General features: G+C 66.1%; 20 protein-coding genes and 1 tRNA gene. 19 read left to right on the top strand and 2 right to left on the bottom strand.

Features of this window, described 5'->3' with window-relative positions:
- Positions 1-11: 11 nt before the first annotated feature.
- On the top strand, positions 12-950 hold the full coding sequence (mutM, locus tag CXR29_RS11670) for a bifunctional DNA-formamidopyrimidine glycosylase/DNA-(apurinic or apyrimidinic site) lyase (protein ID WP_101553660.1): 939 nt from the start codon (positions 12-14) through the stop codon (positions 948-950).
- A 140-nt stretch (positions 951-1090) separates the two neighbouring features.
- Here the strand turns inward: mutM and CXR29_RS11665 are convergent, their stop codons facing one another.
- Positions 1091-1588, bottom strand: coding sequence for a hypothetical protein (locus CXR29_RS11665; protein WP_101553661.1), 498 nt, complete (start codon positions 1586-1588; stop codon positions 1091-1093).
- A 55-nt stretch (positions 1589-1643) separates the two neighbouring features.
- A tRNA-Asn gene (locus CXR29_RS11660) sits at positions 1644-1716 on the bottom strand.
- A gap of 87 nt (positions 1717-1803) precedes the next feature.
- Here CXR29_RS11660 and smc point away from each other — a divergent pair.
- The 18 genes from smc to CXR29_RS11570 all read left to right on the top strand — a co-directional run bounded on the left by smc (position 1804) and on the right by CXR29_RS11570 (position 21038).
- Complete coding sequence (gene smc, locus CXR29_RS11655; RefSeq protein WP_164742813.1) at positions 1804-5352, top strand: chromosome segregation protein SMC; 3549 nt, start codon at positions 1804-1806, stop codon at positions 5350-5352.
- Positions 5353-5590: 238 nt separating this feature from the next.
- Positions 5591-5992 (top strand): hypothetical protein, encoded by a 402-nt coding sequence (locus tag CXR29_RS11650; protein ID WP_025777325.1) that lies wholly within the window; start codon positions 5591-5593, stop codon positions 5990-5992.
- A gap of 159 nt (positions 5993-6151) precedes the next feature.
- On the top strand, positions 6152-7294 hold the full coding sequence (gene ftsY, locus CXR29_RS11645) for a signal recognition particle-docking protein FtsY (RefSeq protein WP_101553663.1): 1143 nt from the start codon (positions 6152-6154) through the stop codon (positions 7292-7294).
- Between the two features lie 218 nt (positions 7295-7512).
- Positions 7513-8733 carry an ammonium transporter gene (locus CXR29_RS11640; protein ID WP_025777323.1) on the top strand — a complete coding sequence of 407 codons (1221 nt, stop codon included), beginning with the start codon at positions 7513-7515 and terminating at the stop codon, positions 8731-8733.
- A gap of 308 nt (positions 8734-9041) precedes the next feature.
- Positions 9042-10655: a signal recognition particle protein gene (gene ffh, locus CXR29_RS11635; protein ID WP_101553791.1), complete on the top strand. Its 1614-nt coding sequence runs from the start codon at positions 9042-9044 to the stop codon at positions 10653-10655.
- A gap of 157 nt (positions 10656-10812) precedes the next feature.
- The gene (gene rpsP, locus CXR29_RS11630; protein ID WP_101595125.1) at positions 10813-11256 is read left to right on the top strand and encodes a 30S ribosomal protein S16; all 444 of its coding nucleotides are present in this window, start codon (positions 10813-10815) and stop codon (positions 11254-11256) included.
- Between the two features lies 1 nt (position 11257).
- Positions 11258-11488 (top strand): RNA-binding protein, encoded by a 231-nt coding sequence (locus CXR29_RS11625; RefSeq protein ID WP_025777320.1) that lies wholly within the window; start codon positions 11258-11260, stop codon positions 11486-11488.
- A gap of 178 nt (positions 11489-11666) precedes the next feature.
- Entirely contained in the window at positions 11667-12167 is a 501-nt protein-coding gene (gene rimM, locus CXR29_RS11620; RefSeq protein ID WP_101553664.1) for a ribosome maturation factor RimM, read from the top strand.
- Between the two features lie 101 nt (positions 12168-12268).
- Positions 12269-13084 (top strand): tRNA (guanosine(37)-N1)-methyltransferase TrmD, encoded by an 816-nt coding sequence (trmD, locus tag CXR29_RS11615; protein ID WP_101553792.1) that lies wholly within the window; start codon positions 12269-12271, stop codon positions 13082-13084.
- 173 nt (positions 13085-13257) lie between these two features.
- On the top strand, positions 13258-13599 hold the full coding sequence (gene rplS, locus CXR29_RS11610) for a 50S ribosomal protein L19 (RefSeq protein WP_025777317.1): 342 nt from the start codon (positions 13258-13260) through the stop codon (positions 13597-13599).
- Positions 13600-13630: 31 nt separating this feature from the next.
- Positions 13631-14254 carry a signal peptidase I gene (gene lepB / locus CXR29_RS11605; protein WP_127364595.1) on the top strand — a complete coding sequence of 208 codons (624 nt, stop codon included), beginning with the start codon at positions 13631-13633 and terminating at the stop codon, positions 14252-14254.
- 313 nt (positions 14255-14567) lie between these two features.
- Positions 14568-15275, top strand: coding sequence for a signal peptidase I (gene lepB / locus CXR29_RS11600; protein WP_101553666.1), 708 nt, complete (start codon positions 14568-14570; stop codon positions 15273-15275).
- A complete protein-coding gene (locus CXR29_RS11595; protein ID WP_127364594.1) occupies positions 15275-16111 on the top strand; it encodes a ribonuclease HII in 837 nt (278 codons plus the stop codon). The genes lepB (CXR29_RS11600) and CXR29_RS11595 overlap by 1 nt, the downstream gene beginning before the upstream one ends.
- The gene (locus CXR29_RS11590; protein WP_025777313.1) at positions 16108-16425 is read left to right on the top strand and encodes a DUF2469 domain-containing protein; all 318 of its coding nucleotides are present in this window, start codon (positions 16108-16110) and stop codon (positions 16423-16425) included. Before CXR29_RS11595 ends, CXR29_RS11590 begins: the two co-directional genes overlap by 4 nt.
- A 169-nt stretch (positions 16426-16594) precedes the next feature.
- Entirely contained in the window at positions 16595-17014 is a 420-nt protein-coding gene (locus CXR29_RS11585) for a YraN family protein (protein WP_101553668.1), read from the top strand.
- Positions 17011-18675 carry a YifB family Mg chelatase-like AAA ATPase gene (locus CXR29_RS11580; RefSeq protein WP_101553669.1) on the top strand — a complete coding sequence of 555 codons (1665 nt, stop codon included), beginning with the start codon at positions 17011-17013 and terminating at the stop codon, positions 18673-18675. The genes CXR29_RS11585 and CXR29_RS11580 overlap by 4 nt, the downstream gene beginning before the upstream one ends.
- Positions 18672-19922 carry a DNA-processing protein DprA gene (gene dprA / locus CXR29_RS11575; protein WP_101553670.1) on the top strand — a complete coding sequence of 417 codons (1251 nt, stop codon included), beginning with the start codon at positions 18672-18674 and terminating at the stop codon, positions 19920-19922. Before CXR29_RS11580 ends, dprA begins: the two co-directional genes overlap by 4 nt.
- Positions 19923-19949: 27 nt before the next feature.
- On the top strand, positions 19950-21038 hold the full coding sequence (locus CXR29_RS11570; protein WP_101553671.1) for a tyrosine recombinase XerC: 1089 nt from the start codon (positions 19950-19952) through the stop codon (positions 21036-21038).
- The last annotated feature ends 1 nt before the right edge of the window (position 21039 follow it).

Raw genomic sequence — 21039 nt, 5'->3', positions numbered from 1 at the left:
GAGGGTTACTGATGCCTGAGCTTCCCGAAGTCGAAAGTGTCCGTCGCGGCGTCGACGAATGGACGGCCGGGACCACGATCACCGGCGCCGAGGTGGCCGACCCCCGAATCCTGGGCACGACGTCCCAGCGGCGCATCGATCCGTCCGCGGTCTCCGGGTTCGCTTCGGCTGTGACCGGGGCACACATCCTCAAGGCCGAACGGCGCGGGAAGTTCATGTGGCTGAGCCTGGGGGAGGCGACTGCGCCTTCCTCGGAGACGGCGGGCCGGGACTCGGGGGCCTGCTCGCCGCTGACGCCCGAGCTCGGCATCCTCGTGCATCTGGGCATGAGCGGACAGCTGCGCATCCATTCGCCCGGCGAGGAGCTCCACCGGCACACGCGTGCGGTCCTGCGCCTCGACAGCGACCGCGAACTGCGCTTCGTCGACCAACGGATCTTCGGCCATATGGGCGTCCAACCCCTCGTCCACGGGTACGGGCGACTCGTCCCCGCCTCGGCGATCCATATCGCCCCCGATCCGCTCGAACCCGCGTTCGATCCGGAACGGGTCGTGGCGGAGCTTGCGAAGAAGCGCACGGCGATCAAGGCCGCGCTGCTCGACCAGACGCTGGTCAGCGGAATCGGAAACATCTACGCCGATGAGGCGCTGTTCCGGGCGGGAGTCCACCCCCTGGCAGTGCCGGCGCGGACACGGAAGAACCGCCTGACCGCGGTCATCGAATCCGCGACGACAGTGATGAGCGACGCCCTGGCCGTGGGCGGGACGAGCTTCGATGCTCTCTACGTCAACGTCAACGGCGAATCCGGCTACTTCGATCGCGCCCTGCTCGTCTACGGGCGCGGGGGACAGGAATGCGTGCGCTGCGGGACCGAGATCGTCAAGATCACCGTCGGCGGACGCGGAACCCACTACTGCCCCGTGTGCCAGAAGGTCCCGCGGTACCGGTAGGCGGGATGCCCCTCACCGCTGCTCGTATTTCCTCGCGTTCGTCGCGCTTCCTCCTGTCAGCACTCCATCAGTCACCGGCAGCGGCTGTCTGCACCGGTGCAGCGCGCTGACATGACGCTCCGGGTGCGCGATGCCTGCGATCAGCGGCCGGGGAGATCGGACTGCTGGGACATTCGTGCCAGATAAGCCTTGTGGCCGTCGATGAGGGCTCTCTGCGCCTCGCCGTGGTCGGGCGGGGTGAGCATGTTCGCGGGGTTCGTCGGAGACAACCACAGCGAGTCGACCTCGACGATCCGACCGTTCCTGAGACGCGCGGCCGCCGCCAGCCGCGGGCGTGAACCCGGGGCGGGGATGAGAATGCGGTCGAGATCCCGCCAGGCGATCCGATGAGGTCTGCCGGTGAAGCCGCACCAGATGAACTCCTCAGGAGTGATCTCCAACCGGGCGCGTGAACCCATGTGGAAGTTCACCCACGCGCCGATGAGCAGTATGACCGGGCCGAAGAGGAAGATGAGGGCCACGGGGTCGCCGACGACGGCGATGACGATGAGGGTGATGAACGCGAGTATCGCCATGACGACCAGCATCCATCCGACGAACTTCGAGATGTTCCCCTCGCGTCTGATAACCGTATTCATCCGATCAGGTTCTGCCTCTCCGAAGGCCCCGTCGGTGACGACGGGGCCTTTTATGCTCCCCCGGCTGGGCTCGAACCAGCGACCCTTCGATTAACAGTCGAATGCTCTGCCAACTGAGCTACGGAGGAAAACGGCGCAGTCGCCTGCGCACGAGGAGAAACTCTACCAAAAGATTCGGGATCTCGCCGCCGCCTGCAGATATGCTGGTGCCCAATATGCATCTCAAAAGCCTGACACTGCGGGGATTCAAGTCCTTCGCCTCGGCGACGACCCTTCGATTCGAGCCGGGGATCACCTGCGTCGTCGGCCCCAACGGCTCGGGCAAGTCCAACGTCGTCGACGCCCTGTCCTGGGTGATGGGCGAGCAGGGTGCGAAGAATCTGCGCGGCGGAAAGATGGACGACGTCATCTTCGCCGGAACCTCGAAACGTCAGGCTCTGGGCCGCGCCGAGGTGACTCTGACCATCGACAACACCGACGGAGCCATCCCCGTCGACTACACCGAGGTGACCATCTCGCGGACCCTGTTCCGCACCGGCGGATCCGAATACGCCGTCAACGGTGCCCCGGCGAGGCTGCTCGACATCCAAGAGCTGCTCAACGACTCCGGCCTGGGCAAGGAGATGCACGTCATCGTCGGTCAGGGCCGCCTCGACGCGATCCTCCATGCCGACCCGCTGGAGCGCCGCAGCTTCATCGAAGAGGCCGCCGGGGTGCTCAAGCACCGACGTCGTAAGGACAAAGCGGTCCGCAAACTCACCGGACTGCAGACGAACCTCGACCGGCTCACCGATCTGCGCACCGAACTCAACCGGCAGTTAGGGCCCTTGGGACGGCAGGCCGAAGCCGCAGCGAAGGCCGCGACCGTGCAGGCGACGCTGCGTGACGCCACCGCCAGACTGCTCGCTGACGATGCTGTGCGGATGCAGTCTTCCCTGGCCTCGACGAGCGAGGGCGAAGACCACAGCGACCGCATCGCCGAACTCGACCATCGACGCACTCGCACCGAGGCGCGCCTGGCGGAGATCGAAGCTCGGCTGTCCGAACTCGACTCCGAACTCGACGTCCAACGCACCGCGGAATCGCGGACACAGACGCAGATCGTGCGCGCCCAGGGACTGAGCCGCCGGGCCGAGGACAAACGCTCCCACCTGCTGTCGGAAGTCACTAGCTTGGGGCAGAGGGAAGCGAAGTCACCCGAAGAGCTGCGCGCCCAAGCCGAACGCAACCGCTCCGAACTCACAGAGGCCGAAGAGGCCGTGGCCGAGAAGACGAACGCACTCGAGGCCAGCCAGCAGCGGAAAGAAGAGCTCACCCAGGCTCTGCGCACCGCCGAAGACGAGGTCAGGGCCGCACAGATCGCCATCACCGAAGCGGTGAAGAACCGGTCGGCGCTGCAGTCGAAGCAGACGCAGGCGGCCGAGCGGATCACCGACCTCAAGTCCCGGATCGAAGCCAACCGCGCAGAGATCGACACCGTCACCGCCCGCATCGCCGAACGTGAGAGGGAACTCGAAGCGGCCGAGACCGGTGTCGAGGACGTCGAGGCCGGTGAGACCGAACTCGACTCCGCCTACGAGGCGGCGCAGGAGAGCCTTGAGGAGTTGGAGACCGAACGCAGCGGCCTGCAGGAGCAGCGGGCGCAGGTCGCGTCCGAACTGTCCTCGGCGAAGGCCCGTGCGGAAGCTCTGGCCCTGGGCACCGCACTGGAAGCCGACCTTGACGACATCGTCAACGCCGAACTGCCGGGGGTGCGCACCGCCGTGACCGAACGGCTGAGCGTCGACCACGGCTTCGAAATGGCCGCGGCCGCCGCGCTGTCGACCACGGTCTCCGGTGTCATCGTCGATGACAGCGACGTGGCGCTGGCAGTGCTCGACCACCTCGGCGAGGACACGAACGTGTCACTGACGATCCCCGCCGGGGTCGAATCAGCGACCGGGAAGGGCGGAGGGAGTGCCCTCGAGGCGCTGCCGGAGCTGCCCGCGCTGCCTGCGGTGGAAGGCCTGCGATGGCTCTCCGATGTCGTCGACAGCGACGTCCCCGAACTGCGTGCTCTGCTGGCCCGGGCGCTGCACGGTGTCGTCTGCGTCCCCGATGCGCGCACCGGAATCGAACTGACCGCGGCCCGGCCCGAACTCACCGCTGTCACCGTCCACGGTGAAGTGCTCACCGCGACCCGCATCAGCCGGGCCCGCACCGCCTCAGGCACACGGCTGGCCTCACAGACCGCGCTCGAGGACACCCATTCCCTCATCGCCGAACTCGACGACCGGGCGAGGAAGCTCGACGCCTCCTTGAGGGAACTCGAACCGCGCCTGACCGCAGCACGTGATGAATCAGCCGCAGCCCTCGACGCTCTTCACTCCTCGGATGCGAAGATCATGGCCGCCGCCGAGGAGGTCTCGCGCATCACCGGTGATATCGGTGTGGCCCGCACTCGCCTGCAGCGCGCGCAGGACAACGCCACCGAACTCGAATCCCGCCTGGCAGCCGCAGAACGCGACTCCCAATCGGCCGCGGCGGCACTGGCGTCCGCGGCCGAGGTCGACGAAGTCGTCGACACCGCGGCCCGGGACGAGCTCAGCGCCCAGGTCGCCCAGGCCGCCGACGACCTCGTCGAAGCCCGTATCAGCCACCGATCGGCCGCCGACCGGGCCCGGTTCCTCAGCGACCGGGTCGACTCCCTCCTGCGAGCGGCGAAGGCCGAAGAGGCGGCGCGGGAGCAGACGCAGCGCGCGATCGCGAAGAAGAAGCGCGCGGCCGCCTCGGTGCAGCTCATCGCCGAGACGGCGGCCGACGCCGCGGAGCTGGCCACCTCCACGGTGGCCGAACTCGGTGAGGCGATCCAGGTCCTCGTCGACGAACGCGGCGGTCTGCGCGAAGAGAAGGGCCGCCTCGGCGAGGAAGTGGGGTCGACGCGAACCCAGCTGCAGAAGCTCAAGGACGCCGCCGCCGAGGCGGAACTGGCGAAGGAGCGATTCAGGCTGAAGCTCGAGGAGATCGCACACCGGTCGGAAGAGGAGACGGGGTTGGGCATCGACCGTCTCATCGACGAATTCGGGCCGCATCTGCCCGTCCCGTCATTCGATGAGGACGTCGAGGATCGTCCGTATGTGCGCGCCGAGGTGGAGAAGCGGCAGAAGCAGGCGGCGTCGCAGCTCAAACGCATCGGCACGGTCAATCCGCTTGCGCTCGAGGAGTACGAGGCGCTGAAGGAACGGCATCAGTTCCTCGAGAAGCAGATCGCGGACATCGAATCCTCGCGCAAGGACCTCATGCAGCTCGTCGAGGAGGTCGACCGGCACGTCGAACGCGTCTTCGCCGACGCCTATGCGGATACGGCGCGGGAGTTCGAGGACATCTTCTCCCGCCTCTTCCCCGGTGGTGAGGGCGCACTGAGCCTGACCGATCCGAACGATATGCTCACCACCGGCGTCGACGTCCACGCCCGCCCGGCCGGCAAGAAGGTCAAACGCCTGTCTCTGCTCTCCGGCGGCGAGCGGTCGCTGGTCGCCGTGGCCATGCTGGTAGCGATCTTCAAGGCCCGGCCGAGTCCGTTCTACGTCATGGACGAGGTCGAAGCGGCCCTCGACGATCTCAACCTCTCGCGCCTGCTCACGGTGTTCAAGGAGCTCCAGGACTCCTCGCAGCTCATCGTCATCACCCACCAGAAGCGGACCATGGAGATCGCCGATGCCCTCTACGGAGTGACGATGCACGGCGATGGGGTGTCGAAGGTCATATCGCAGCGGATTCCGTGAACCACGGCACCCGGTCTGCCCGCCGCGCCCGAGGTGACGGGCCCGCGGTGAGGACACAAGGCCGTTTGACGGTGACGTCCAGGACAGTCCCAGCGAATTTTGCAACTGCCGTATGGCGGGCGAGCACAATTGTCGTCGCCGGGGACTATAGACTTGGGCCGAGACACAGGTAATCGAAGAACGTGAGGAGCGAGACGTCCATGGCCGAGGCTGCTGTGCTGCGAGGTGGCTCGAGGGCATGAATTCGGTACTCGTCGTCATCGTCGGACTGGCGATCTCCTTCGCTCTGGCACTCGTCGTCGTCCTCCTCGTGGCTCTGCCCGGCCTGCGCGCCGAAGGACGCCTGCGATACTCCTCCGACGTGCAGCGCTTCCGCCTGCCGCCCGAGTGGACCGGCTACGACGACGAAGTCCACGAATTCTTCGGCCACGATGACGGCACCTCGCACCTGGCGACCAGGGAACAGGCGGCGGTGACCGCGATCCGCGATCACTCCTATGTGCTCCGGCCACAGCCCAGGCGCCATGCGGCCCCCTCGCTCATCACGGTGCGCCCGCGCACCCGCCACTGGAAGATCCCCGAGTCGGGAACCGGGTGGAAGACCACCGCCGGGCTGCTCTTCGGCAGCCGGGGGTCCTGACCTTCGCACCCACGGTCTCGAGCGGTCGAGACCCACGACAACGACGACCGCGCCGACTGATTCCGGCGCGCTCAACGACACACAGACACCACCGGAAGAATCCGGGAACTCGAGTGCCGACGGCTCGGACGGCGGCGCTCAAAGGAGGACGGAAGAACCATGGATCAGCCGATCATCTTGCTCATCGTCGCGGCGATCGTGTTCGCTCTCGTCGTCGCGCTGGGCATCTCGCTGCGCGTCAACGCCCGGAAGAAAGGGCCGGATGAGCGGCGCGGCATCGATGCGGAGGTCACCGGTGAACTGAGCATCGATGACGTCGCCGAGGCGGTCGAGAAGGACAGAGCCGAAACGCGCGGATCCGAGGTTCCCACCGAACCGGCCAGCCGCCTCGTCCGACTGCGGCAGCGCCTGGCGAAGTCGAACTCCGGGCTCGGCCGCGGGCTGCTCAACCTCCTCTCACGCGACAACCTCGATGAGTCCGCCTGGGAGGAGATCGAGGACACGCTCATCCTCGCCGATGTCGGCGTCGAACCGACGACCGAACTCGTCGACCGCCTGCGCGAGCGCGTCAAGGTGCTCGGCACCCGGGACCCCGAAGAGGTCCGCGGACTGCTGCGCGAAGAGCTCATCACGCTCGTCGACCCGACGATGGACCGGTCGCTGGCCGATGCCGGCACGGGCGACGACCCCTCCGTCATCCTCGTGGTCGGGGTCAACGGCGCGGGGAAGACGACGACGGTGGGCAAGATCGCCCGTGTGCTCGTCGCCGAGGACAAGTCCGTGCTGCTCGGAGCCGCGGACACCTTCCGTGCCGCCGCAGCCGAACAGCTGGCCACATGGGGCGAACGCGTCGGCGTCGAAACCGTCCGCAAGGACGAAGGGGCCGACCCCGCCTCGGTGGCATACTCAGCCGTCGAGAAGGGGCAGGCCGACGGCACCGACGTCGTCCTCATCGACACCGCCGGGCGGCTGCAGAACAAACGCGGACTCATGGATGAGCTCGGCAAGGTCAAGCGGGTGGCCACCCGCCCGCTGGGGGAGGGCCACGAGATCGACGAAGTGCTGCTCGTCCTCGACGCGACCACCGGACAGAACGGCATGCAGCAGGCGAAGGTCTTCGCCGAGGCGGTCGACATCACCGGAATCGTGCTCACCAAGCTCGACGGGACCGCGAAGGGCGGAATCGTCGTCGCCGTGCAGCGCGAACTCGGAGTGCCGGTCAAGCTCATCGGGCTCGGCGAAGGTGCGGACGACCTCGCTCCATTCACCGCGGAAGGGTTCGTCGACGCCCTGCTCGACTGAGGGCTGATTGAACGCTCAGCAGTCCCGACGGCATTGTCGCGCAACTGATCCCGCACATTCTTCGAGCCTGGTCTCACCCGCATATTCGCAGGGTGAGACCAGGCTTGTCACATTCCGGAAACATTGACGACTCACCACTGTGACATGCGTCATGCAGACTGTGTCTGCCCGGTTCGTTTCGGAACCGGCCGAGACACGAAAGAGACGAAAGAGACGACATGGAACTCGATGCAGTGAATGTATGGATGATGGTCGCCGCGGGGTTGGTGCTGCTCATGACCCCCGGGGTGGCGTTCTTCTACGGAGGAATGACGCGGATCACCTCGGCGATCAATATGATGATGATGGTCTTCTCCGCGATGGCCGTCGGTGGACTCGTCTGGGTCCTCTTCGGCTACGGACTGAGCTCCGGTGACTCGATCGCCGGAATCGTCGGCAACCCGCTGTCCGAACTCGGACTCACCGGCTCGGTCGCGAACGACCCGGCCTCGCTGATCTCCATCGGCTACGGTTCGACGTTCGCGATGATCGCGATCGCCCTCATCGCCGGCGCGGTCGCCGACCGGGCGAAGTTCTCCACCTGGCTGGTCTTCTCCGCCGCGTGGGTGACCCTCGTGTACTGCCCCCTGGCGTTCATGGTCTGGGGAGACGGACTGCTCAGCGAATCCGGCGCGATCGGCAGTCTGTTCGGGCCGGCCATCGACTTCGCCGGAGGCACGGTCGTCCACATCAATGCCGGCATCTCCGCCCTGGTGCTCGTCGTCGTCATGGGTCGTCGCGCCCGCTTCTCGACCCCGCACAAGCCGCACAACATCCCGATCACCGTGCTCGGGGCTGCGCTGCTGTGGTTCGGCTGGTTCGGGTTCAACGGCGGTGCCGCCACCACCATCGAACAGGGCGGACTCATCTGGATCAACACGCTGGCAGCACCTGCCGCTGGCATGATCACCTGGATCATGATCGAACGCCTGCGCGCCTCGCGACCGAGCAGCATCGGCAGCGTCTCGGGAGCTATCGCCGGCCTCGTCGCGATCACCCCGGCGTGTGCGAACGTCGATCCCTATGCGGCCATCCTCATCGGAATCGCGGCAGGCGCCGGTGCGATCTTCGCCGTCGAAGCGAAGAACCGTCTGCGCTATGACGATGCGCTCGATGTCGTGGCCGTCCACCTCGTCGCCGGAATCATCGGCACCGTGATGATCGGGTTCTTCGCCTTCCCGAACGAAGACGGACCGGCCGGCCTCTTCTACGGAGGCGGACTCGAACTCCTCGTTGCACAGGTGCTCGCCTGTCTCGTGGCCATCGTCTTCGCGGGTCTCGTCACGCTGGCCATCTCGCTGGTGCTGCGTTCGACGATGGGGCTGCGGATCGACCCGCGGGAGGAACTCGAGGGAATCGACACCTTCGAACACGCCGAGCAGGCCTACTCGTTCCGGTGACCCCAACAGACGCCCGTCCAGGCGGCCGGTGGGTCTCGCCGGCCGCGTGAACGGGGGAGAGTGCGACGTCGTGCTCATTGATCGCCTCGGCAGGGTGGAAGCAGACCACCTCGCCGAGGCGATCGGCCGTTCCGCTTGCAGGTGAAGCATTTGTGCCGCCTCGGCGTTCGGCAATTGACGAATACTGGAAGGCCAGCGCCACCTCGGCGAGGGTTCACGGGGCATTGTCAGCACTCTTGGTTTCAGCCCGGCACGGGTGACTTGCTAGTCTAGAGAGTCGACCAAACCATCGTGAAGAAGGCTTGTACGTGTTTAACTCTCTGTCCGACAGGCTCACCGCGACTTTCAAGAATCTGCGCGGGAAGGGCCGGCTGTCCGAAGCCGACGTCGATGCCACCATCCGTGAGATCAGACGTGCCCTGCTCGACGCCGACGTCGCACTGCCTGTCGTGCGTGCCTTCACCGGCCGGATCCGCGAACGCGCCCTGTCCGAGGAGGTCTCGGCAGCGCTCAACCCCGGCCAGCAGGTCGTCAAGATCGTCAACGACGAACTCGTCGGCATCCTCGGCGGGCAGACCCGTCGCCTCAACTTCGCCAAGCGTCCGCCGACGGTCATCATGCTCGCCGGCCTCCAGGGTGCCGGTAAGACCACCCTGGCCGGCAAACTCGCCCACTGGCTGAAGTCCGAGGGCCACCGTCCCATGCTCGTCGCCGCCGACCTGCAGCGGCCCAACGCCGTCAACCAGCTCCAGATCGTCGGCGAACGTGCCGGTGCCGTGGTCTATGCCCCGGAGCCGGGCAACGGCGTGGGCGATCCGATCCAGGTCGCCACCGACTCGATCGAGGTCGCGAAGTCCAAACTCCACGACGTCGTCATCGTCGATACGGCCGGCCGCCTCGGCATCGACGAGGAGCTCATGGCCCAGGCCGCGGACATCCGCAGCGCGGTCAACCCCGACGAAGTCCTCTTCGTCATCGACGCGATGATCGGTCAGGACGCGGTGAAGACCGCCGAGGCGTTCCTCGACGGCGTCGACTTCACCGGCGTCGTGCTCTCGAAGCTCGACGGTGACTCACGCGGTGGTGCCGCGCTGTCCGTCGCCGAGGTGACCGGAAAGCCGATCATGTTCGCCTCGACCGGCGAATCGATGAAGGACTTCGAGCAGTTCCATCCGGACCGAATGGCCGACCGGATCCTCGACATGGGCGACATCATGACGCTCATCGAGCAGGCCGAGAAGAACTTCGACGAAAAAGAGACCGAGAAGCTCAAGAAGAAGGTCGAGTCCGGCGAGGACTTCGACCTCAACGACTTCCTCACGCAGATGGCGGGCCTGAAGAAGATGGGCTCGATGAAGAAGATGCTGGGCATGATGCCCGGCATGAGCCAGTACAAGGATCAGCTGGCGAACTTCGACGAGCGTGAGGTCGACCGGGTCGAAGCGATTGTGAGATCGATGACACCGCAGGAGCGCACCAACCCGAAGATCCTCAACGGCTCCCGTCGTGCCCGCATCGCCAAGGGCGCCGGCACCACGGTCACCGCGGTCAACCAGCTCATGGAGCGCTTCACGCAGGCGCAGAAGATGATGCGGTCGATGACCCGTGGCGGCGGCGGAATGCCCGGAATGCCCGGTGGCGGCGGTATGCCGCAGATGCCCGGAATGGGCGGAATGCCTGGTGCCGCGGGTGGAAAGAAGAAGAAACCCGCGGGGAAGAAGAAGGGCCGCAAGGGCGGTCAGTCGGGCAACCCGGCCAAGCGTGCGCAGGAGGCGCAGGCGCTGGCCGATAAGAAGGCGGGCAAGACCCAGGATCCGGTCGGTTCGGCCTTCGGCGGTGTCGACCTCGGCGCCGATGAGGAATTCGACCCGGCGAACCTGCCCAAGGGCTTCGGGGGAATCTTCCCAGGTGGCAAGAAGTAGAGGCTTCTGGCACAATTGACTCTTGTACTTTTGCTCTCGGTCCGGGCCCTCTCATCCGCGCCGAAGTGATAGTCCGAGCCGCGGCTTCCAGCAGATCAACCCCACGATTCTTCTGGTACAGCTGTGCACACAGAACACAAAAGGAGACACCACTAAAGTGGCAGTCAAAATTCGTCTGACCCGCATGGGCAAGATCCGTGCACCCTTCTACCGCGTCGTCGTCGCTGATTCGAAGACTCGTCGTGACGGTAAGGCCATCGAGCAGATCGGCATCTACCACCCGACCCGTGAGCCTTCGGTCATCGAGATCGATTCCGAGCGCGCACAGTACTGGCTGTCGGTCGGCGCACAGCCGAGCGACCAGGTCAAGGCTCTGCTCAAGCTCACCGGTGACTGGCAGAAGTTCAAGGGCGAAGGTGAAGCGGTCAACACCGTGAAGCCGCAGCCGGAGAAGGAAGCCTACGTGGCCTCCAACGCCGAATCGGTGATCAAGGAAGCCATCACGCAGAAGGGCGGCAAGTCCGCTGACGCTGCCGAGGCTCCGGCCGAGGAAGCAGCCGAAGCCGCACCTGAGGCCGCTGAAGAAAGCGCTGAAGCCTGAGATGTTGCCTGATTCGCTCGAGCATCTGGTCCGCGGAATCGTCGATCATCCCGACGACGTCTCCGTTCGTTCGCGTTCGTCGCAGCGCGGCACGACCCTCGAGGTCCGGGTTCACCCCGACGACCTCGGCCGGGTCATCGGCCGTGCAGGCAGGACCGCCAAGGCCCTGCGCACCGTGATGAACTCGCTGGCCGGCCGTGAGTCGGTGCGAGTGGACCTCATCGAGGCGTAATTCCGACATCCGAGAGGGGATGCAGTGCAGATGCGCTGCATCCCCTCTCGTGCATTCATCCGCCGGTCGCCGACTACACTGGTGCCAGAGCATGGCGGTCCGTCGGCTGACCGCAAGAGAAGTCATCCGGACGCATGATCGGCCGGACAGGCAGTGACAGCACACTTCGAGGAGCAGTATGGACACGGTGATCGCCCGGCTGGGCAAGCCGCACGGAATCAAAGGCGAATTCACCGTCGAGGTGCGCACCGACCGACCCGAGGAACGGCTCAACCCCGGTGAGACCTTCGCCACCGATCCCGATATCGGAGTGCTGACGCTGAAGTCGGCGAGGTGGCACCGCGACCGCCTGCTCCTGGCCTTCGACGAGGTCCCCGATCGCAATCGTGCCGAGGAGATCCGCAATACCCTCATCCTCGCCGAGGCGGACGACGACGAGGACGAAGCCGATGCCTGGTACCTCGACGACCTCATCGGACTCCAGGTCTATGAGAACGACGCCCTCGTCGGCGAGATCGTCGACGTCACCAACGGCACCGCCCAGGACCTGCTCCATATGAAGCACGCGGACGGACACGTTGTGCTCATTCCCTTCGTCACCGAGATCGTGCCCGACGTCGACATCGACTCCGGCCGCGTCAGCGTCACCCCGCCCGCCGGCCTCTTCGACGCCGAATGAGCGAACCGTCCCCGATGACCGACAGCGACACCCCCGCCGAAGCGACTGGATCCGACCCTGTGACCCAGGGTGGGGCCTCCGCCGAGGCGGTCGGACCGCAGATGTCGATCGACGTCGTCTCGATCTTCCCCGAGTATCTTGCCGGTCTGCAGCTCTCGCTCATCGGCAAGGCCGTCGACCGCGGTCAGCTGAGCCTGGACGTCCACGACCTGCGGGACTTCACCTTCGACCGGCACAACACCGTCGATGACTCGCCCTACGGTGGGGGAGCGGGCATGGTCATGAAGGCCGAACCCTGGGCCCTGGCTCTCGAGCACATCCTGGCAGGTCGCAGCAGTGCGGAGGGCGAAGGCCCGGAAAGTGCTCAGAGTGCGGGTCCTGCAGCCGGAGGTAAGCCGACGCTCATCGTGCCCAGCCCTGCCGGGCAGGTGTTCGATCAGCGCATCGCCGAGGACCTCGCCGCCCGCGACCACCTCGTCTTCGCCTGCGGACGCTACGAAGGCATCGACCAGCGCGTCATCGATTGGGCGGGCGAGCACTTCGATCTGCTGCCCATGAGCATCGGCGACTACGTGCTCAACGGCGGCGAAGTCGCCTCGATGGTGATGATCGAAGCCGTCAGCCGCCTCATCCCCGGCGTCATCGGCAACCCCAAGTCGCTGACCGAGGAGAGCCACGAAGACGGACTGCTCGAATACCCGATCTACACGAAGCCGGCGAACTGGCGCGGACGTGACGTGCCCGAGATCCTGCTCAGCGGCAACCATGCCGCGATCGCCCGGTGGCGACGTGACCGACGTCTCGAACGCACCGCAGAAGTCAGACCGGATCTGCTCGAGAGACTCGATGACCTGAGCAAGGACGACCTCGCGGCGCTTCAGCGGTTTGAGTCTGAGCGCTCAACCGTGACAGAATAGAGCGTCGCGTTTGTTGGCACTCACCTGCTTCAGGGGGATGAGTGCCCAAGGTGGCTCGCCGCAGAGATTCGGCGGGTCGACGGGGAGAGATCCCGACAGACGATCCAGCTACCGGTTCACCGGTCCGATATGCGTGTCCTCGACCTGAAGCAGAGGCCACAGGAGAAACCACAATGCAGAAGCTCGATGTTGTAGATGCAGCCTCGCTGAAGTCTGACGTTCCCGAATTCCGCCCGGGCGACACCCTCAACGTTCACGTCAAGGTGATCGAAGGTTCGCGCTCGCGTATCCAGGTCTTCAAGGGAATCGTCATCCGTCGCCAGGGCGACGGCGTTCGCGAGACCTTCACCGTTCGTAAGATCAGCTTCGGCGTCGGTGTGGAGCGTACCTTCCCGGTGCACTCGCCCAACGTCGACAAGATCGAGGTCCTCACCCGCGGTGCAGTGCGCCGTGCGAAGCTGTACTACCTGCGCGAACTGCGCGGCAAGGCTGCTCGCATCCGCGAAAAGGCCTGATTTGCCCGGCACTGTGGGCGATGATCACACGGTGCCGATCAGACATGAAGACGCGACCTTCGGGTCGCGTCTTCTGTCTTCGGCACGGTTCTGGAAGACGATTGCGGCGATTGTCGTCGTCATCATCGTCCTCGGCGGATCGATCCGCGGATTCGTCATCCAGCGCTTCACCATTCCGAGTGCTTCGATGGAGCCGACGCTCAAGGTCGACGACTCGATCACGGTGTGGCGTCCGGACGCGCTGCGCGGAGACCTCCAACGCGGAGACATCGTCGTCTTCGACGGTCGCGGATCGTTCGTCGACGATGCGCTGCCCACCCCTCTGCAGAAGATCGGCTCCTGGGTCGGCCTCGGCCCCCGGGACGTCTACTACGTCAAGCGCGTCATCGCCGTCGGCGGTGACAGCCTCGAATGCTGCGACGCGAAGGGGCGTCTGCTGCTCAACGGCAAACCACTGCGCGAAGACTATGCCCCCACTCCCGCCTCGGCGGTGGAATTCTCCGTCGAAGTCCCCGACGGCACCATGTGGGTGATGGGCGACAATCGCAATGAATCCGCCGATTCCCGGTCGCTGCTGGGACGGCCCGGTGGGGGATTCATCCCCACCGATCGGGTCATCGGCCCCGTGATCGGGCACGGCTCCTCGATCGACTGAGCGCCGCCTCGGTGAGGGCGGGTCCAAAGTGCAAATGCAGTGATTTCGATCGGTGCGTATGATTTTCGAACCCGCGGGAGCTGACACGCGGTGCTCATGCTCCCGTCCCGACCTCTCACACGCGAGGTCGGGGGCCCGCCTCGGTGAGGGGATTTCGGCGTCATCTGAGCCTTGCGCGGACGGCTGAGCGTTCACACTCAACTGCACTGCGGCTGGGAGTGAGGCTCCGGTCGTGCTGATACGCTCGGTTCAGTCCACAGCCGCAGTGCTGGTCCGAACCGCCGCAGTCCTGGTCCGATGTGAAAGCGAACGAATGACAAGCGAATCCGAAGCGTCCCCGCCACCCGCCTCGAAACGGTTCGCGCGCGGGCTGCTGGAGACCCTGGCGATCATCGTCATCGCCCTGCTCATCTCGACGGCGCTGAAGACGTGGGTCGTCCGCGCGTTCTACATCCCGTCGGAATCGATGATGACCACCCTCCAGGTCGATGACCGGGTCCTCGTCAACCAGCTGGCGCACCGCTTCGGACCCGCCGACCGCGGCGACATCATCGTCTTCGACGACCCCGACCATTGGCTCTCGGCGGCCGAGACCGCCGAGTACACTCCCAACCCGGTCCTCGAATTCATCGGCTTGGCCCCCTCGGACGCGGGCAATCAGCTGATCAAACGCGTCATCGGCGTCGGCGGTGACACGATCAAGTGCTGCGACGCCGAAGGACGCCTGCTGGTCAACGGCGAACCGATCGACGAAACCTACCTCGATGCGGGCACCGCCCCCTCGGAGGTCGAATTCGAAGTCACCGTGCCCGAGGGCCACTACTGGGTGATGGGCGACAACCGCAGCAACTCCGCCGATTCCCGCTACCACATGGACACCGACCCCTATGTGGCCGAAGACGACGTGGTCGGCACCGTGTTCCTCATCAACTGGCCGTTCAAACACTTCAGCTGGGTCTCGACCCCCGACGAGGTCTTCGCGGACGTGCCGGACACCGCCGAGGGAATCACCGGGAACTGATGGCCGCACGTGGACTGACCGACCTCAGCGTCGAACGCGGACTGCTCAGCGAGGGATTCGATTTCGTCATCGGCGTCGACGAGGTGGGCCGCGGCGCTCTGGCCGGGCCCGTCGGTGTCGGTGTCGCCCTGTTCGATCTGCGCGCCCTCACCGCCGCCGAGGTACCCGCCGGCATCCATGACTCGAAGCAGCTGAGCGCGCAGTCGAGGCAGGAGGCCACCGAGCGAGTGCGATCGTGGGCGACCGCCGCGGCGGTGGGGTCGACGACTCCTGCCGAACTCGACGAGGTGGGGATGACGATGGCCCTCAACCTCGCCGGACGCCGCGCCATGATCTCGATGCTCAGCGATTGGGCGGACCCGCGTTCCGAGGGTCATTGTTCGATCGGTTCCGAACAGAACGGTTCGGGCGGTTCCGAACAGAACGGTTCGGGCGGCGTCGATGTCGATGGCAGAGCCGCCTCGGTGGGCGAATTCCCCGACCGGACGATGGTGCTCCTCGACGGCCGCCACGATTGGCTCTCGGCCCCACTCACCCTCGATTGCCTGGGGATATTCGGAGACTGCGCCGACCTCGAACTGCCGCCGGTGCGCACCGTGATCAAGGGCGACGGCTCGGTACCGGCGATCGCGGCGGCAAGCATTGTGGCGAAAGTGGCACGCGACGAGACGATGATCGCCCTCGCCGAGGCTCATCCGCACTATGGTTGGGAATCGAACGTGGGATACGGGACGGTGAAGCACCGACAGGGCATCGCCGAACTCGGCCCCAGCATCCACCACCGGAGAAGCTTCCGCCTGAGCGCGGACTCAAGAGCGAAGGAGGGCCTGTCATGAGTGCCGATGATCTTGACGACTACGAAGCGCAACTCGAGCTCGCGCTGTACAAGGAATACCGGGACGTCGTCGGTCTCTTCGCCTATGTCGTCGAGACCGAGCGTCGGTTCTACCTCGCCAACCATGTCGACCTCAAGGCCCACAACGACGCCGGCGACGTGTACTTCGAACTCACCCTGCGCGACGCCTGGGTGTGGGACAGCTACCGGTCGGCCCGGTTCATCAAGACCGTGCACGTGCTGACGTTCAAGGACGTCAACATCGAGGAGATCGCGAAGTCCGATCTCGAACCGCCGACGGCGATCCGCGGCTGAGGCGGCCTCCTCGCATCATCGTCGGCAGCTGGGCTCGACCACTCGCGCGCCGATCGCTGTGGACGCGGCTCTGACTTGACCGTCGTGGGCCTGTGGATGGTCGGGCACCGTCCACAGGCTCTTCTTCTGCACTTCCGCAGAGCCATGGCGTCGTGGTCATCTGACGGACATGGGACGGATACGAACACCCGGTCGGACACGAGCGTCGAAGAGCACCCGGACCGTGAAGGGCCGGCGTAAGCAGGCGCTCGGCAGCAGGGGAGAGGACCTCGCGGTCGCGTTCTTGGAGGACGCCGGTCTGGTCGTTCTCGAACGCAACTTCCGGTGCGCACGAGGAGAGCTCGACATCATCGCCCGCGACGGTGACACTGCGGTCTTCGTCGAGGTCAAGACACGGCGCACCGCACTGCTGGGATCACCGCTGGAAGCCGTGACCCGAACCAAGCTCGCCCGCATCCGCACACTGGCAGGGATCTGGCTGAGCGGGCAGGACGAATATTTTCCGGCCACGCGCATCGATGCGCTCGGAATCATCATGGAACCGCGCGTCCAGTACTTCCACTGCCCGAACATCCAGGTCGACTCATGAGTGAGGAGACCCCGGGACAGGAGGAACCGTCGGTCGAGCAGGCCGAGCCGGACGAACCGCGCGAGCCGGCAGAACCGCGCGATCCGGACGAGCGGGCCGTAGCCGACGATGTCGGACCCGCCGCCTCGGCGCACATCATCGGACGGGCCTCCGCCGTGGCACTGTGGGGGCTGACCGGGAAGATCGTGTCGATCGAAGCCGGCGTCAGCGCCGGACTGCCCGGAATCGACATCGTCGGACTGCCGGATGCCTCGGTGAGCGAATCGCGCAAACGACTTCGGGCAGCCCTGGCCTACCTCGGAGAACCCGTCGCCACAGAACACCTGACAATCAATCTCACCCCTGGAACAGTGCCGAAGATCGGCACCGGATTCGACCTCGGCATCGCCGTCGCCGTGCTCAGAGCACTGTCCCTGATCACCACCGAGGACACCGGCAGCGTCATCCACTGCGGTGAGATCGGACTCGACGGCAGAATCCGTCCCGTCACCGGGGTGCTCCCGTCCCTGCACACAGCGCTGCAGGCCGGTTTCGACCGGTTCGTCGTCCCCATCGGCAATGCCGACGAGGCACGGCTCATCGGACGCGCCAGAGTCCTCCCGGTCGCCTCTCTGGCCGAGGTGGTCAATGCCTATGGCGGATCGATGGCCGTACCTGCACTGCCGGCGGTCCTCGACATGGACCGACCCGTCCCCGTGGCCCCGGAACTCCACGATCTCTGCGAAGTCCAAGGACAGGCCGAAGGGCGATTCGGCCTCGAGGTCGCCGCCGCGGGCGGCCACAACCTGCTCATGCGCGGCACACCCGGAGCGGGCAAGACCCTGCTCGCCCAGTGCCTGCCCGGAATCCTGCCGCCGCTGAGCGACGATGAAGCCGTCGAGGTCGCCGCCGTCCGCTCGCTGCGCGGGGAACTCGACGGCAGCGACGGACTCGACCACCGGCCCCCGTTCGAAGCACCCCACCACCGCAGCACCGCCTCGGCGCTCATCGGCGGACGCCGACCCGGAACGGTCGGAGTGCTCAGCCGCGCCCACCGCGGGGTGCTGTTCATGGACGAAGCTCCCGAATTCTCCCGCGACGTCCTCGAAGCCCTGCGGCAGCCGATGGAATCCCGTCGCGTCCACATCCACCGGGCGTGGGGATCGATGGTGCTTCCGGCGTCATTCCAGCTCATCATGGCCGCGAACCCCTGCCCCTGCGGGGTCGGGATGGCCGGGGTCGGTGCGGACTGTCGATGCACACCGTTGGACAAACGCCGCTATCGCAATCGGCTGTCGGGGCCGCTGCTCGACCGAGTCGACCTGCAGCTCGAACTCTTTCCCGTCTCCCCGGCTGACCTCCGCCTCGGCGGGGATCAGGAGACGAGCGCCACAGTGGCGGCCCGCGTGCTGGACGCGCGGAACCGGCAGGCCGAACGCTTCGCCGACTGCGACTGGAGGCTCAACGCCGAAGCGCCCGGAGCCTGGCTTCGTGACCACTTCGCACTCACACCGGCAGACCTGTCCGACCTCGATCGGGCGCTCGACACAGGCCGGATCACCATGCGCGGCTACGACAGGGTGCTGCGCGTCGCCACCACTCTGGCCGATCTGGCCGGGAAACCCGGGCCCGATCCCGACACGATGAGAACGGCGCTCGCCCTGAGGACACAGGAGTCATGACCGTGAACACTGATGAGGACGTCCGCGCAGCCATCGCCTCACTGCTGCGCATCGGCGAGCCCGGCGACGGTCTGCTCAAACGGCTCGTCGACGGGATCGGCCCGGTCGCCGCCCGAGGGATCATCATGGCCGTCGGCCGCGGTGAGACCACGGCTCACGAAGCCGTCCACGGTCTGACAGTCACCGGCACCGAGGCAGCCGAACACGGGCAGATGGCCGAGGCCATCGACCGGTGGGCGGTGCGAGCCGGGGATGCCGAGACGAGAGGGAACGATCTGGACAGCATCGCGAGAATCGGCGGCCGACTGGTCATTCCCGATGATGACGAGTGGCCCCGAATGCTCGACGACCTCGGTCCCGCAGCACCCTTGGGTCTGTGGGTGCGGGGAGCTGCCTCCCTGAGCACCGTCCTGACTCGAGCCGTTGCCGTGGTCGGTGCCAGAGCAGCCAGCAGCTACGGAACCAAATGTGCCTCTGACCTTGCGTGGGATCTTGCCGCTCGCGGAATCACCGTCGTGTCCGGCGGTGCGTTCGGCATCGACGCAGCCGCCCACCGTGCCGCCATCGCCAGGGAAGCGCCGACGGTGGCATTCATGGCCGGGGGAGTCGACCGCTTCTATCCGGCGGCGAACGCCGACCTGTTCGAACAGATCCTCGCCACCGGCGCCATCGTGTCCGAGACCGCACCGGGAATGACGCCGATGCGCCACCGATTCCTGCTGCGCAACCGACTCATCGCCGGCTCGTCGCAGGTCAGCGTCATCGTCGAAGCCGGTTGGCGCAGCGGAGCACTCAACACCGCGCGGCATGCCCTCGAACTCTCCCGGCAGGTCGCGGCCTTCCCCGGATCTGTGTATTCGGCGTCGTCGACCGGGGCCCACAAGCTCGTGCGCGAGCACGAAGCAGAACTCGTCACCTGCAGCGACGATGTCATTGCACTCATGGACGACGAGACTCCCGCGCTCTTCGACGAGACTCCGTCGCTCTTCGACGCGACCGGGGCGGGTGCCGCCGCAGAGAACGGAGATCGTCCGCCGGCTCCCGACCCCCGTGAAGCGCTTGATGAGCGGGAGAGGATCTGCCTGAATGTGCTGACCGTATCGAAACCGCTCGATGTCGGGACCATCGCCTCGCGGGCAGGACTGACGATCGCAGATGCGCTCAATTCGCTGACCACTCTCGACCTGGCCGGACTGGCCGAACGCCGCGACACCGGGTGGGTGAAACTGCGCACGTCCCGCGGCTGAGCCCGACCATCCACGTATCCTGGGAACGTGAGCACATCATCGACCGTCGCCGAGGTGGTGACAGGCTATGCCGACCACCTGCGGTCTCGTGACGTCTCCGAGCACACCGCACGTGCCTACGTCGCCGACGTCTCCGACTTCCTCGACCACGCCGTGCACTCGACGAAGCTCCGGCGCGGGACCGAGGGAGGACGCGCGTCGACGACGTCCGGCGCACGCATCGATCTCGCCTCCGTCGAACTCGATGACCTGCGTTCCTGGCTCATCACCCTCGACGATGCCGGTGCCGCGAAATCGACAGTGGCTCGCAAGATCGCCGCCGTTCGCTCCTTCTTCGCCTACGGCGTGAGCAACCTGGGACTGTCGAACAACCCGGCCGCACGTCTGCGGACTCCGAAGAAGGACTCCCGGCTGCCCACGGTGCTCAAACCGCAGCAGGCCGCCGACCTCATCTCCGCTGCCGACGGCCAGCGAACCGGCGACACCGGCGCGGGACGAAGGCCAGCGGACGCCGCACAGGGCGGCACGGACACGAGCGATTCGGCGGCTGGCGGCGCCACGACGGGCGACACCGCACAGGGCGACGCGGACACGAGCGACCCGTACGACGCGGCCAAACGCATCCGCGATGCCGCGATCCTCGAAATGCTCTACGCCACCGCGATCCGCGTCTCCGAACTGACCGGACTCGACCGCAGCGACATCGACGACCGCGCATCGATGATCACCGTGCTCGGCAAAGGCAACAAAGAACGTCGCGTCCCGTTCGGCGCCCCGGCACGCAGAGCCCTCGACGACTGGCTCGCCACCCGTGAACTGTTCGCCGGTCCCCACAGCGGCGACGCACTGTTCCTCGGCGTCCGTGGGGGACGCATCGGTGCGCGACAGGTGCGCGAACTCGTTCACCGCTACGGCTCCGACGACCCCAGTGCTCCCGACATCGGACCGCACGGTCTGCGGCATTCGGCGGCCACGCACATGCTCGACCGCGGGGCCGACCTGCGACAGATCCAAGAGCTGCTCGGCCACTCCACGATGAGCAGCACGCAGATCTACACCCAGGTATCCATGCAACGTCTGCAGGACACCTACCGGCGAGCACACCCGCGGGCCTGAG

Source organism: Brevibacterium linens (assembly GCF_003999335.1).
Lineage (GTDB): Bacteria > Actinomycetota > Actinomycetes > Actinomycetales > Brevibacteriaceae > Brevibacterium > Brevibacterium linens.
This window is presented reverse-complemented; position numbering and strand designations above follow the sequence as displayed.